Source organism: Sulfitobacter sp. W027, assembly GCF_025143985.1.
Lineage (GTDB): Bacteria > Pseudomonadota > Alphaproteobacteria > Rhodobacterales > Rhodobacteraceae > Sulfitobacter.
On record NZ_CP083564.1, the window covers coordinates 1,806,668 to 1,820,351 of the forward strand.

13 protein-coding genes are annotated in these 13,684 nt (G+C 60.7%); 11 read left to right on the forward strand and 2 right to left on the reverse strand.

Annotation, left to right across the window (positions count from 1 at the left end):
- The first annotated feature begins 1 nt into the window (after position 1).
- The 7 genes from K3759_RS08820 (at position 2) to K3759_RS08850 (ending at position 6,944) form a co-directional block, all read left to right on the forward strand.
- The gene (locus K3759_RS08820) at positions 2-691 is read left to right on the forward strand and encodes an FkbM family methyltransferase (protein WP_259981174.1); all 690 of its coding nucleotides are present in this window, start codon (positions 2-4) and stop codon (positions 689-691) included.
- Positions 681-1,745 (forward strand): glycosyltransferase family 2 protein, encoded by a 1,065-nt coding sequence (locus K3759_RS08825; RefSeq protein WP_409202477.1) that lies wholly within the window; start codon positions 681-683, stop codon positions 1,743-1,745. Before K3759_RS08820 ends, K3759_RS08825 begins: the two co-directional genes overlap by 11 nt.
- A 143-nt stretch (positions 1,746-1,888) precedes the next feature.
- Positions 1,889-2,848, forward strand: a complete 960-nt coding sequence (locus tag K3759_RS08830; RefSeq protein ID WP_259981177.1) for a phosphoadenosine phosphosulfate reductase — start codon at positions 1,889-1,891, stop codon at positions 2,846-2,848.
- Between the two features lie 46 nt (positions 2,849-2,894).
- The gene (gene pyrC / locus K3759_RS08835) at positions 2,895-3,926 is read left to right on the forward strand and encodes a dihydroorotase (protein WP_259981178.1); all 1,032 of its coding nucleotides are present in this window, start codon (positions 2,895-2,897) and stop codon (positions 3,924-3,926) included.
- A gap of 55 nt (positions 3,927-3,981) precedes the next feature.
- Complete coding sequence (locus tag K3759_RS08840) at positions 3,982-4,659, forward strand: orotate phosphoribosyltransferase (RefSeq protein ID WP_259981179.1); 678 nt, start codon at positions 3,982-3,984, stop codon at positions 4,657-4,659.
- Positions 4,660-4,810: 151 nt separating this feature from the next.
- A complete protein-coding gene (locus tag K3759_RS08845) occupies positions 4,811-6,313 on the forward strand; it encodes a replicative DNA helicase (RefSeq protein WP_093927178.1) in 1,503 nt (500 codons plus the stop codon).
- A gap of 175 nt (positions 6,314-6,488) precedes the next feature.
- Positions 6,489-6,944, forward strand: a complete 456-nt coding sequence (locus K3759_RS08850) for a DsrE family protein (RefSeq protein WP_259981180.1) — start codon at positions 6,489-6,491, stop codon at positions 6,942-6,944.
- Between the two features lie 43 nt (positions 6,945-6,987).
- Here K3759_RS08850 and K3759_RS08855 read toward each other — a convergent pair whose 3' ends face one another.
- Together K3759_RS08855 and K3759_RS08860 are read right to left on the reverse strand one after the other, a co-directional pair.
- Positions 6,988-8,295, reverse strand: a complete 1,308-nt coding sequence (locus tag K3759_RS08855; protein WP_259981181.1) for a dienelactone hydrolase — start codon at positions 8,293-8,295, stop codon at positions 6,988-6,990.
- Between the two features lie 100 nt (positions 8,296-8,395).
- Complete coding sequence (locus K3759_RS08860) at positions 8,396-9,121, reverse strand: sterol desaturase family protein (RefSeq protein ID WP_259981183.1); 726 nt, start codon at positions 9,119-9,121, stop codon at positions 8,396-8,398.
- A 129-nt stretch (positions 9,122-9,250) separates the two neighbouring features.
- Here K3759_RS08860 and alr point away from each other — a divergent pair, with 129 nt between their 5' ends.
- The 4 genes from alr to K3759_RS08880 all read left to right on the forward strand — a co-directional run bounded on the left by alr (position 9,251) and on the right by K3759_RS08880 (position 13,432).
- Positions 9,251-10,294 carry an alanine racemase gene (gene alr / locus K3759_RS08865; RefSeq protein WP_259981184.1) on the forward strand — a complete coding sequence of 348 codons (1,044 nt, stop codon included), beginning with the start codon at positions 9,251-9,253 and terminating at the stop codon, positions 10,292-10,294.
- A 279-nt stretch (positions 10,295-10,573) separates the two neighbouring features.
- On the forward strand, positions 10,574-11,377 hold the full coding sequence (locus K3759_RS08870; protein WP_259981186.1) for a DNA repair protein: 804 nt from the start codon (positions 10,574-10,576) through the stop codon (positions 11,375-11,377).
- 103 nt (positions 11,378-11,480) lie between these two features.
- Positions 11,481-12,848: a DNA repair protein RadA gene (gene radA, locus K3759_RS08875; RefSeq protein ID WP_259981188.1), complete on the forward strand. Its 1,368-nt coding sequence runs from the start codon at positions 11,481-11,483 to the stop codon at positions 12,846-12,848.
- 29 nt (positions 12,849-12,877) lie between these two features.
- A complete protein-coding gene (locus tag K3759_RS08880; protein ID WP_259981189.1) occupies positions 12,878-13,432 on the forward strand; it encodes a CvpA family protein in 555 nt (184 codons plus the stop codon).
- The last annotated feature ends 252 nt before the right edge of the window (positions 13,433-13,684 follow it).

Consider the following 13,684-nt stretch of genomic DNA (forward strand, 5'->3'; position numbering starts at 1 on the left):
CGTGACCGACACCCCGACCGAGCCGAGTTTCATCCACTCCCGCGGCATGAAGTTCCCCGATGATCCCGCGATCCTGCGCGGGCGGGTCCGCAAACTGCTGCGCCAAAACGCCTATGAGGCAAAGGAAAGCGAAGCCGCGCTGCGTGTGGTCCGCGAGGGTGACCGGGTAATCGAACTGGGCGGCGGGGTTGGCTATATGTCGACACTGGTGGCCAGCAAACGCCAAGTCGCCTCGGTTCATTCCTTTGAAGCGAACCCCAACCTCATCCCCTTCATCCGCCGGGTCCACGCGGCCAATGGGTTGAGCAATGCCCATATCACCAATGCCATCCTAGGCCCCGCGCCCGGCAAGGTCGACTTCCACGTGCGCGAACAGATTCTGTCGTCTTCGATGACCCGCTTCGACGGCGAAGCACCGCCCGAGACTCACCAGATCGATGTGTTGGATGCCGAAAAGGTCTTTGCCGATCTCACCCCCACCGTGTTGATCTGCGACATAGAAGGTGCCGAGGTTGACCTGATCCCGGCCCTGCCCCTCAATAATCTCCGCGCCGCCATTATTGAACTGCATCCGCAGTGGATTGGCCCCGCGGGGGTTAATAAGGTGTTCAGCGCCTTCATGCAGGCCGGAATGGCCTATTACCACCGCGGTTCGCATAACAAAGTCGTGGCCTTCCGCCGTGAGTGGTAAGATCTCTCACCTCGCGATCCTTTGCGTCCGCAACGAGGGTGCATTCTTGCTGGAATGGCTGGCGCATCACCGCGCCATCGGTTTCGACCATGTGCTGGTCTTTTCCAACGATTGCGACGACGGCACGGATGCGATGCTCGACCGGTTGCAAGAGCTTGGCGGCGTGACCCACATCCGCAACGACGGCCCCTATGAGAATGGCGGCATTCAGTTCACCGCGCTGAAGGCCGCGGCCGACTTGGAGCTTGTGCAGCAGGCCGATTGGATCCTGCCGCTTGACGTCGATGAATTCGTCAACATCCACTGCGGGGATCACAGCCTCGCCGCGCTGCACGCCGCCCTGCCCGAGGCCACAGCGATCACCCTCACATGGCGGCTTTTTGGCAGTGCGGATCAGGTCCGATACGAAGACCGCCCGGTGACCGAGGCCTTTACCCGCTGCGCGCCAGCGGTGATGCATTGGCCGTGGCGGGCGGCGATGTTCAAGACGCTTTACCGCAACGATGGCACCTATGCGCAGCCCGGCGTGCACCGTCCCCGCGGCCCCAACCCTAAGCAGTTGGGCCGAGCCCGCTGGTTCGACAGCCATGGCCGCCCCCTGCCCGATCTGTTCAAGACGCGCCGCATATTTTCGACCTATGGGCGGCAGAATTATGGGCTCGCGCAGATTAACCACTACCCTTTGGGCGCCATGGAGTCCTATGTGCTCAAGGCCGATCGGGGCCGCGCGGTGCATAGCGATCAGATGCTCGGGTTGGACTATTGGGTAGAGCGGAATTTCAACATCGAGACCGACACTTCAATCAACGCCACCGCCCCGGCGCGCGACCAAGAACTCGCCACCCTTAAGGCCGATCCTACCCTCGCCACGCTGCACGAGGCCGCCGTCGAATGGCGTCGCGCCCGTTTCGACGCCCTTATGCAACAAGACCCCTTCCGCGCCCTATTCGGGCGCCTGCTTATGGCTCCGCCAAGCCGCCCGGTCACCGCGAAAGCCGCAGGTTTCATGGTCAAATTCGCAAGGCGCGACCGAGAGCGCAAAAGCCAGCAGTAATCCGCTTGTCGCCGCACCGCCCGCGGAGAACCGTCACATTCTCTTCAAATTCTCACGGTTTCTCCCCATTTTTGCCCTATTATCCGGCTAGACAAAGCTGAAATGGCGGATCTGCCCCGCCGTGCCATGCCCGAGGATCCCTGATGCCAAGCGATACGCCTACGATCGAAAGCTCACTGGCCGATATGCCCAAGCGCAAATGGCTGCGCGCGGTTGAGGCCGTGGCCGAAGAAGATGGCTATTTCCAATCCTTAGGCAAAAGCCATTTCTCGGCCTTTATCGAGCGTGACACCACCCTGCTGGTCACCTTTGAAACCTACCAAGGCATGCATGCCCTTTCGGACAAGGCGCAGCCCTTGGGCTGGGACATGGTGCGCAACCACGACTGGTCGCATCTGTGTCTGGCCAGCGATGGCGACACATGGTTCCGCGCCGAAGAGGTCTATGCCTATTTCGACCGGCTGATCGACGACGGTTTCTTCGATGAGTTTGACCAAGTGCTTTTCTACGGCGCTGGCCCCTGCGCCTATGCCGCCGCTGCTTATTCCGTCGCGTCTCCTGGTGCGGCGGTCGTGGCAATCCAACCGCAGGCAACGCTAAACCCGCGCATCACCGAATGGGACGACCGTTTCACCGATATGCGCATCCTCGATTTCACCTCCCGCTATGGCTATGCGCCCGATATGCTCGACGCCGCGGAACGGGTTTTTGTTCTCTACGATCCGAGAGAGAAACTCGACGCGATGCATGCGGCGCTGTTCACCCGCGCTAATGTAACCAAACTGCGCATGCCCTTTATGGGCGACGCGCTGCAAACCGACCTGCTGGAAATCGATCAACTTGACCCTCTGCTGCAGGCCGCCGCAGATGGCACCCTCGACACCGCGCGTTTCGCCGCCCTCTACCGCGCGCGACGCGATTACCTTCCCTATCTGCGCAACCTCAGCCAAGCGCTTAACGCCCAAGGGCGGGAGATATTGCTCGAAGCGCTTTGCGCCAATGTCAGCGCGCGAATGAGTGCCCCACGTTTTGCCCGCCGGCTCGAGCGGATGCGCGCCCGCCGACAGGCCCGTATGGCCGAGGTCGCAACCGCCAGCGGGTAGGTTTTCAATCTGGCGCGCGCCCCCGCTCTGTGCTAGCCCCGCGCCCATGACACAAAGCCTCACGATCCGCCGTCCCGACGACTGGCACCTGCACCTGCGCGACGGCGACATGCTGCGCGCCGTGCTGCCGCATAGCGCCCGCGACTTCGCCCGCGCCATTATCATGCCGAACCTCGTGCCCCCAGTGGTGACCGGCGCCCAAGCCGCCGCCTACCGCGACCGGATCATGGCGGCCCTGCCCGAAGGCGCGGATTTCACCCCGCTGATGACCCTCTACCTGACCGAGGACACCGACCCCGATGACGTGGCCCGCGCCCATGCCGATGGGTTGATCCACGCCGTCAAACTCTACCCTGCGGGCGCCACCACCAATTCCGCCAGCGGCGTGTCCAATTTCGACAAGGTCGCCCCCGTGCTCGACCGCATGGCCGAGATTGGCTTGCCGCTCTGCACCCACGGCGAAGTCACCGACAGCGCAATCGACATCTTCGACCGCGAAGCCGTCTTTATTGACCGCGTTCTCGACCCGATCCGCCGCGCCCATCCCGCGCTGCGCGTGATCATGGAGCATATCACCACCGCCGATGCCGCCGACTATGTGCGTAGCAACGACAGCGGCCTTGCCGCCACGATCACCACGCACCACCTCGTGATCAACCGCAACCACATCCTCGCCGGTGGCATTCGCCCGCATTACTACTGCCTGCCTGTCGCCAAGCGCGAAACCCACCGCCTCGCCCTGCGCGCTGCCGCCACTTCCGGCGACGCGCGTTTCTTCCTTGGCACCGACAGCGCGCCCCATACCGATGGCGCCAAACTGCAACCCTGCGGCTGCGCCGGTTGCTTCACCGCGCCCAACACAATGTCGATCCTGGCACAGGTTTTCGAAGGCGACGGTGCCCTCGACAAGCTCGAAGCTTTCACCTCACTCAACGGCCCCGCCTTCTATGGCCTGCCGCCAAACGAAACCCGCATCACCCTGCGCCGCGACGCCCCTCAGCACCCCACCAGCATCGACACCCCCGACGGCCCGGTCACGGTCTTCGACCCCGGTTTCGATCTACACTGGACCTCCTAATCTTCATCCTTTCTCAAATACCGCTCCGACCTCTCCCCACCCAAGGACGCCTGCCATGATCCCCACCAGCCACCCAAGCCCCGAAGAAATGGCCCGCCTCACCGCGCGCATGCTGCTGGAGATCGGCGCAGTCCATTTCAACGCGGAAGAGCCCTTCACGCTGGCCTCCGGCCTGCCAAGCCCAACCTATATCGACTGCCGCAAGCTGATCTCCCACCCGCGCATCCGTTCGACACTGATGGATTTCCTAACCGTCACCGTGATGCGGAATGCAGGTTTCGAGGCTTTCGACAACATCGCCGGAGGCGAGACCGCAGGCATTCCTTTCGCCGCGATGGTCGCCGAGCGTATGGCGTTGCCCATGACCTATGTGCGCAAAAAGCCCAAAGGCTATGGCCGCAATGCCCGGATCGAAGGAGAGATGACCGAAGGCCAGCGCGTGCTGCTGGTCGAGGATCTGACCACCGATGGCGGCTCGAAACTCAGCTTCGTCGACGCGATTCGGGAAACCGGGGCGACTTGCGCCCACACGGCGGTGATCTTTCACTACGGCATTTTCCCGCAGACTGAAAAGACCCTTGGCGACCATGGCGTTACGCTCCACGCGCTTTGCACATGGTGGGATGTGCTGGCCGAAGCCCGCGCCCAGAACGCCTTCGATACGGCCACGCTGACCGAAGTCGAAGCCTTTCTTAATGCCCCGCGCGAATGGCAGGATGCCCGCAAAGGGTAAGGCATTTCCAGCAAGATGTTGACGTAGGGCCCCGCCACAAGGCAAGATGTGGTGGGGCCTTTTGCGCGTAGAGATATCCACAGAAAGATACAATTTGCGCCGGGCAAACCCGCTGGTTATGACGACCATCTGGGTAAATATGGGTGAGGTCATGAACGAGATTACATCGCTGAACGCGAACCAATTGGCTGTACAGGCACCGGAATCGATGCCGCATTCGATTGAGGCCGAACAGCAGTTGCTGGGCGCCATTCTGACCAACAACGACGTCTATGACCGCGTCGCCTCTGTCATTGGGCCAAAGCATTTCTACGAGCCTGTCCATGCGCGGATCTTCGATATCGCGGCCCAGCGGATCGCCAAGAACAACCTAGCCTCCCCGGTCACGCTAAAGGCCTTCATGGAAGACGACGAGGGTCTGAAAGAACTCGGCGGCCCGGCCTATCTCGCCCGTCTTGCGGGCGCCGCGATCAGCGCCTTTGCAGTGCGCGACTATGCGCAGATGATCTATGACCTCGCTGTGCGCCGCGATCTGATCCAACTGGGCCGTGACATCTCGGCAAAGGCCGCGCAGGTGGATGTTTCCTCCGAGCCGCGCGAACAGATTGTCGAGGCGGAGCAAGAACTCTACAAGCTGGCCGAACAGGGTCAGGTTGAAAGCGGCTTTCAGTCCTTCCTCAAGGCGGTGACCGATGCGGTGAACGTCGCCAATGCCGCCTATCAGCGGGACGGCGGCCTGTCGGGCGTTTCTACCGGTCTGATCGACATGGATAAAAAGCTCGGCGGGTTGCACCGGTCTGACCTTTTGATCCTCGCGGGGCGTCCGTCTATGGGGAAAACCTCGCTCGCCACCAACATCGCCTTTAACGTCGCCAAAGCCTACAAGCGTGGGACAAAGCCTGACGGCACGACCGGCGCGGTCGACGGCGGTGTGGTGGGGTTCTACAGCCTTGAGATGAGCGCCGAACAGCTTGCCGCGCGTATCCTGTCTGAAGCCGCCGAAATCCCCAGTCAGCAGATTCGCTCGGGCGATATGACAGAGACCGAGTTCCGCCGTTTCGTCGATGCCGCCAAGGCGCTGGAGGCCTGCCCGCTCTTCATCGACGACACGCCCGCCCTGCCGATCAGCCAGCTTGCCGCGCGCGCACGGCGCCTCAAGCGGACGCACGGGCTTGATGTATTGATCATCGACTACCTGCAGCTGGTGCGCGGCACCGGCAAATCCGAAAACCGGGTGAACGAGATTTCGGAAATCACCATGGGTCTCAAGGCCATCGCCAAGGAACTCGACATTCCAGTGATCGCGCTCTCGCAGCTCTCGCGTCAGGTGGAGAGCCGCGAAGATAAACGTCCGCAGCTGTCGGACCTGCGCGAATCCGGCTCGATCGAACAGGATGCCGATGTGGTGATGTTCGTCTACCGTGAGGAATACTACAAAGAACGTGAGAAGCCCGGCGATCACGAGTTGGACAAGATGGCCGCCTGGCAGGAAGAGATGGAACGCCTGCACGGCCGCGCCGAAGTGGTGATCGGCAAGCAGCGTCACGGCCCGATTGGCACGGTGGACCTTAGCTTTGAGGGCAAGTTCACCCGTTTCGGCAATCTTGTGCAGCCGTGGCAGCAGGGCGGCGGCAACGACGATCAGGAATTCTGATCTCTCGATTTATGGCCACTGCTCTTTCGCGGGCCGGTGGCACTCTCCTACCATTCCCCTCCTCATCAAATTCACATACCTGAATAAATGATTTGGATTGTCCGTCACTGCCGTTAGGCTAGATGGGCGGTTCTGCGCATCGCGCCAGTACCGTCACTCACCTTGGGAGGACCAAATGACCAATATCATCCGCGCCATCTGCCTGATGCTCGCCACCACCTTCGCCTTCGCGCTCCACGCCGAAGAATCCGAGCGCTACGGCAAGCAAAAAGTCGTCTATCACATCAACTACAACGGCGGCGAAGCCTCAAAGGCGCATCTGGGGGCCATGCGCAACATTCAAAATCACATCAACGCTGTCGGAGCCGAGAATATCGACGTGAAAGTCGTGTTGCACGGCAACGGGCTGAGCCTCTTGGCCGATGCCAAAGGCAATGAGAAGATGCAGACCACCGTCTCATCGCTCAAAGGACAAAACGTCAGCTTCCACGTCTGCAACAACACATTGCGCGGGCGCAAGATCAGCTATGAGAACGATCTCTATGACGTGTGGGAAGAAGACATTGTGCCTTCTGGCGTTGCGGAACTCTCGCGTCTGCAACAGATGGGCTATACCTACATCAAACCGTAAAGCGCAACGCCTGGGGGGACACCCCCCCCGGGCGTTCGTTTTGTTACTCCCCCGCCGCGCGGGTCTCATACATCAGCCCCTTGGCGCTGCCTTCGGCAAAACCTTTCCAATAGCTGTGGTCTTCCTTCTCGGTCCCGTCTTCTGCGACCGACCAGACGCCTGCGTTGGAATCCTCCACCAGATCAAGATAGGCCGCCTTCTCAGCCTCGCCCTTCAAGTGGCTGTCCAGCCATGCGGTTACGAAATGCTGGGCGATATTATTCATCCGCACCGTGTCCCAAACCGCATCCGTGTAGTGTTCTGAGATGTTGAATCCTTTGTCTTCGTTGAAATAATAGGACTCCTCTGGAGCGGGCATCGGCGCGCCGGCGTTGTGGCCCGCGTTCATATAGGTCAGCATTGCGCGGTCGACGCCCGAGGTGTTCTCCCAGATTGCGCGAATGCCATCTTCGTAGAGAGATGTGTCATCCTGCGATCCGGCAATGAAGAGCATCGGGATCTGCACGCCCGACAGACCCTCGGCATCCCAGAAGCCACGGTTCATGCCCCAAGGCCCAAAGGCCACGGCTGTCTTGATGCGCGGATCGGGCAGCGCATTATGGGTCTCGGACCCGGCCTGATGAATGCCCAATGTGCCATGCGGCCCACCCCATGTGTAGCCGACCGATGCCTCGGTCACGCCGCCGCCTGCGGTGATGATCGCGCCGTAGCCGCCCATGGAGTAGCCGATCAATCCGGTGTTCTGGGCATCATAAAGCCCCGCAAAATCGCCGCCCTCTTCGGCCTTTTGGGCCATCTGTTCCAGCACGAACAGCTGATCGAGCGAGCGGTTCACTAGGGTCGAGCCAAAGGCCGCCTGTGTGCGATAGGTGCTGTCGGTGTGATCGATCGACGCCACGACATAGCCTTTAGAGGCAAGGTTCTCGGCCAGATGCGACAGCAGATAGCGGTTACCCGGATAGCCGTGGCTGATTAGGACCAGCGGAAAGGTCTCTCCCGCCAGTGGGTCCACGTCGCGCATGGCCTGCCCGGTGAGGGTGACTTCGGTGGTGCCATCGCGCAGGTACGCTTTGAAGGCGGTGTCACCGTTCGCGCCCTCGGCGGCAGGGTAGTACATCTCAACGGTCAGGGGCCGATCATAGCGCGGCATCTCGGCAGGTTTGTCGGCGGCGGGGTCAATCGCCAGAATGTCGATCTGGCCGGGGTTCACCATCTCAAGTGTGCGCACGCCCACCGCGTGGTCGCCATAGGCCGCGAGTTCCGGCGCGTTCGGCAGCTGTTGGTCGATCCGGTTCTCGGCCTGTGCCGCCCCGGCGGCAAGGCTGGCGGCAAGCAGGGCTGTGGTTGTCATATGTCGATGCATGGTTCGTCCTCCCTTGGATAGGCTTGAGCCTACCTCCGCCACCGACACAAACAAGCGCCCTGCCCGTGACGTTACGGAAGTTTCCCATTCATCCCCGCGCGGCGCGGGCTATTTCAGCCTCAGTCAGCCCGTATTTCCCGGCGAATTTGGCGCGGGATGCCAACAGCCTCGGGTCATCAGGTTTCATTCCCAAAGTCCGGATAAAGGCGATGCGCTGCTGCTGTTTCAACGCTTCGGCGTCGATATCCGTGCCCATGGCGCGATCGATGATCTCTCCACCAGGGCTGACGTGGAACCACTTATTGAAGTCCCGAAAATGATGCTGGTTGTGCAGCCGCGTGACATGGCGCTCAACCGCCGTTTTGGGGAGGGTCAGATGCGCGGTCATGTGGAACCACTCATAGCTCAGAAAGGTCAGCACCCCGCCAAGAGGCACAATTGCCGTGGCGATCCAAATAGCCGCTTCAAACCCCAGCAGCGCTGCGATCCCCCAGACCAAAAGAAAATTCCCCACAAGCATCGGCAAAGCGACCCAAAGCGGGACAAAGAACAGACCGTGATTGGTGGGAAAATCATGGTGCCCGTAATGCGCGCGGTAAAGCAGATCGAAGGCCCACTGCCGTTTCGGCGGGTCAAGGTGGAAGATATGACGGTGCAGATTGTATTCATTAAGCATCTGCGCCGCGATCCCCAGTGGCACCAGCGCCCAGCACCACAGCGGCGCCCCCCAGAGCATCGCCAGAAAGGCCACCGCGCAGGCCAGCGCCATGAGGGACACACCCGCATGGCCGAACATAATCCTGATCCGTGACATCCGCCTGACCTCCCCCTCCTGCGCATCCGGTAGGCGAAACCGTAACAAATCGCCGCCGCGGTTGTCGCGCGTTACGTTAGGTGCGCTTGGCCGCTTGACCTCGCCCCGCATTCTGGCCCACATCCGCGCATGAGCAAAGCAACCCTGACCATCGACCTGCAAGCCATCGCCGACAACTGGCGCGCCCTTGACCGCATGACGGAAGCCGTAACCGGCGCGGTCGTCAAAGCCGACAGCTATGGGTTGGGCGCAGCCCGCGTGGCGACAGCCTTGGCCGAGGCTGGCGCACGGCAGTTCTTTGTGGCCTTGGCCGAAGAAGGTGTGGCGCTGCGACAGGCCTTGGGCGAAGGCCCGGTCATCAATGTATTTTCCGGCCATATGGCAGGCGACGCCGAGGCGATTTCCGGTGCCGCGCTGACGCCGATGATCAACTCGACCGAGCAACTGCTGCGCCAGCTTGAAACCCTGCCCGGGCATGGCTTTGGCATCCAGCTCGACAGCGGAATGAACCGGCTCGGGATGGAGCCTGCGGAATGGGCGGCCCTGCGCGACATCGCGCTAAGCCAAGGCCCTTCGCTAATCATGTCACATCTGGCCTGCTCGGATGAGCCGGATCACGAGATGAACGACGCGCAACTGCGCAGTTTTCGTGAGATGACCCAAGGAATTGACGCGCCACGCTCGCTCTCTGCCACCGGGGGCATTTTGCTGGGCCCCGACTATCACTTCGATGTCACCCGTCCCGGAATTGGCCTTTACGGCGGTCGCCCCTTCACTGACGCGCGGCCCGTCGTTACCCTTGATGTACCGGTGATCCAAATCCGCAGCGTCACGCCGGGTGAGACTGTAGGCTACGGGAATTCTTGGACCGCAGAGGGCACGGTGAAGCTTGCCACCGTTGCAGCAGGCTATGCCGATGGCCTCATGCGCGCGATGGGCAATGTAGCGGGCACAGCCTGTTTCCAGCATGACGGTATCCCTTTGCCCATCGTTGGCCGGATCTCAATGGACTTGATCACGGTTGATATTTCCGCCCTGCCAGACGCACCTCAGACGCTACAATTGATTGGCCCTGCAAAGGGCGTCGACGATCTGGCGGATTGGGCCGGGACGATTGGCTATGAAGTGCTGACTTCGCTCGGTGCAAGATACGCTCGCGCCTACAGCGCATAGATCGGCGATTTTCCACCGTCCTGCGGACGCTTGCGGCAAAAATCACCCCACTTGCAGAACCTGCTCCAAGGCGAACAGCCGTTTCCCGCCCACGACGGATCACGGAAAAATGCGCTCTTCCAGACCAAAAAGTTTCCGAAATACGGCGGGTTGTGGCATGATATCTGCAACAGATTGTTAAATCCTCAGCATAATTCCGCGTGTAACGGGAACAAAGAAGGATAAGGGGGCGTTGGTCGGCAGAAACTTGCTTAGTAGCTCTTCCAGGGGGGAGAATGTATGTCCCAGCTTCGTTCCTTTGCCTACCTCGTTCAATTCGCTTTTCAGCGCCTTGCCTTGGTGGTTTTCGCCCTCGCGGCACTCGCTCTGACCGGTGCCAGCATTATGGCCGCACTCGGTCTTTGGAATTGGATCAGTCTTGATTTGCAGTATGGCGGTGAGCCGGTGGAGAACGCCGGGATGTACGCCCAGCTTGCTCTGACCGTTTTGGCCGTGGGCCTGTGTTTTTTCCTGCCCACCAACCGCCGCGTCATGCAGCTTGAAACCTCGCATCGCCAGTTCAATGTCGGCATGCAGGATGTGGCACGCGCCTATGCTGCCGTTCACGCTGCTGACCGCGCTGAAACTTTTCAGATGAGTTCGGAATTCGATTCGGTGCGTGAGCGACTTGCCTATCTTCGCGATCACCCTGACCTCAGCACGCTGGAGCCCGCCGTTCTGGAAATGGCCGCGCAGATGAGCCATGTGGCCCGCGATCTGGCCGAAGTTTATTCTGACGAGAAACTGGCCCGTGCACGTAGTTTCCTGAAGCAGCGTCAAGAAGAGGTTGAACTTTTCAACAGCCGTCTCACGCAGGCCAAGGGGATCTCGACCGAAATGAAGCATTGGCTGCATGAAGTCGAACTCGAAGAGAGCGTCGCCGTGGCCCAACTCGAACGTCTGCGCGATGAGATGCGGGAGATCATGCCGGAACTTGGCCTTGAGCGTGTGGTCCAAACTGAAGCGCCCGCCCCCAATCGCAAGCCTGATCCCACATCGCTTGATAACATTGTGATCGACCTACCACCCAAGGCCGCCGAATAAGTTAGGCGGCAGCATCCGGCCCTTGGGTTCCCCCCCGGGATCATCGCCCAAAGGCCGGATGCTTTTCCTTTGACGCCATCCGGCACCTGCGCGAAAAGGGCCCATGGCTAAAACCTCCTCAAATTTTTCTTGCACCGAATGCGGCGCAAAACATTCCAAATGGTCCGGGCGCTGCGACGCCTGCGGCGCTTGGAACTCGATTGTCGAAGATAAAGGCATCTCCGCAGGCCCACCCAGTAAATCTCTGGGCGCGCGGCGCGGCTCTGCCATTGAGCTAACCGACCTTGCCACCCAAGAAACCCCGCCGCCCCGCGCGCAATCGGGCATTGCCGAATTGGACCGCGTTCTGGGTGGCGGGTTGGTGCCGGCCTCGGCGATCCTCGTGGGCGGCGATCCAGGTATCGGGAAATCGACCCTTTTGCTGCAGGCTGCCGCCCATTTCGCGAAATCGGGGCTAAAGACAATCTATGTCAGCGGCGAAGAAGCCAGCGCTCAAGTCCGCATGCGCGCGCAGCGGCTAGATTTGGCCGAAGCGCCGGTGAAACTGGCAGCAGAGACCAACCTGCGCGATATCCTCACCACCTTGGAGGCCGAGCGCCCGCAACTGGCGATCATTGATTCCATTCAGACCATGTGGGCCGACAACGTCGAAAGCGCCCCCGGTTCCGTCAGTCAGGTTCGTGCGGCGGCGCATGAATTGACCACCTTTGCCAAACGCCGCGGTGTGGCGGTGATTCTGGTGGGTCACGTGACCAAAGAAGGCCAGATCGCGGGCCCGCGCGTGGTGGAGCATATGGTCGACACCGTGCTTTATTTCGAAGGCGAGCGCGGCCACCAGTTCCGCATTCTGCGCGCGGTGAAAAACCGTTTTGGTCCGGCGGATGAAATCGGCGTCTTTGAGATGACCGGCAGCGGGTTGGCCGAGGTTACCAACCCCTCAGCCCTGTTTCTGTCCGAGCGCGGCCAGCCTTCTCCCGGCTCTGTCGTTTTTGCGGGTATCGAAGGCACACGACCCGTTTTGGTGGAGCTTCAGGCGCTTGTTGCACCCTCGCCCCACTCCCAAGCGCGGCGCACGGTGGTGGGCTGGGACTCGGGGCGTCTGGCAATGATCCTCGCGGTTTTAGAGGCACGCTGCGGCATTCCCTTTGCCGGGCTTGACGTCTATCTCAACGTCGCGGGCGGCATGAAAATTTCAGAGCCTGCCGCCGATTTGGCCGTCGCCGCCGCGATCCTTTCCGCTCGCGAAGATGTTGCATTACCTGCCGAAACCGTTGTTTTCGGGGAAATCAGCCTTTCCGGTGCGCTGCGACCCGCCAGCCAGACGGAAAACAGGTTGAAAGAGGCGCAAAAACTTGGTTTTACGAGCGCTATTGCACCGCGCGGCGGGAAAGCCGTGGGTGCGACCGGAATTGCGCTGAATACAATGAGCGATCTGACCGGATTTGTTGGCGAAATTTTCGGGGCGGGCTGATCCCCCCTTAGACGAGGGCGAGAACGCGCATGGACGGTTTTACCATTATTGACGGGGTGGTTGCGGTGGTCATCGTGCTATCGGCACTGCTGGCCTATGGCCGCGGGCTGGTGCGCGAGCTGATGGCGATTGTTGGCTGGATTGCAGCTGCAGTGTTGGCCTTCCTCTTTGCACCGCAGGTTGAGCCGCTGGTGCGCGAATTGCCCTACGTCGGTGAGTTCCTTGCCGATAGCTGTGAGCTGTCGGTCATCGGTGCCTTTGCGCTGGTCTTTGCGGCGGCCTTGATCGTTGTGTCGCTCTTCACGCCGCTATTCTCTTCTTTGGTGCACCGGTCGATTCTTGGTGGGATCGATCAGGGGCTTGGCTTTGTCTTCGGCGTGGTCCGGGGTGTGCTGCTCGTGGCGATTGCCTTCTTCGTCTACGACACGGTCATCACCGGAGAGCGCACAACGATGGTTGAAAACAGCCGCTCCGCCGCCGTTTTCTCGCGCTTTACCGGCCAGATCGAAGAGAAAGACCCACAAGAGGCGCTTGGTTGGATTACCAACCGTTACGAGGCGCTGGTTGGGAAATGTAGCGCGTAAAGCCTTCACAATCTCTTCACACAATCGTTTTAAACAGGCGGCCAAAGCTTAGGGCCGCCTGTTTTGCATCTGGGATATGGTCGGCAGTGGCTGCGGGGTCCTGATGGCCACCACTGCCCATCTGCCGATCGAGCGCATCGCTTTATCGCGCCCAGTGCCGCTTGCGGGCGACATGCGGGGTGACAGTCGGGTGCGAAGCCCCTACATAGACAGCGACCTCACCCGGATTCGGAGTTGCCCCGTTGTCCAAGC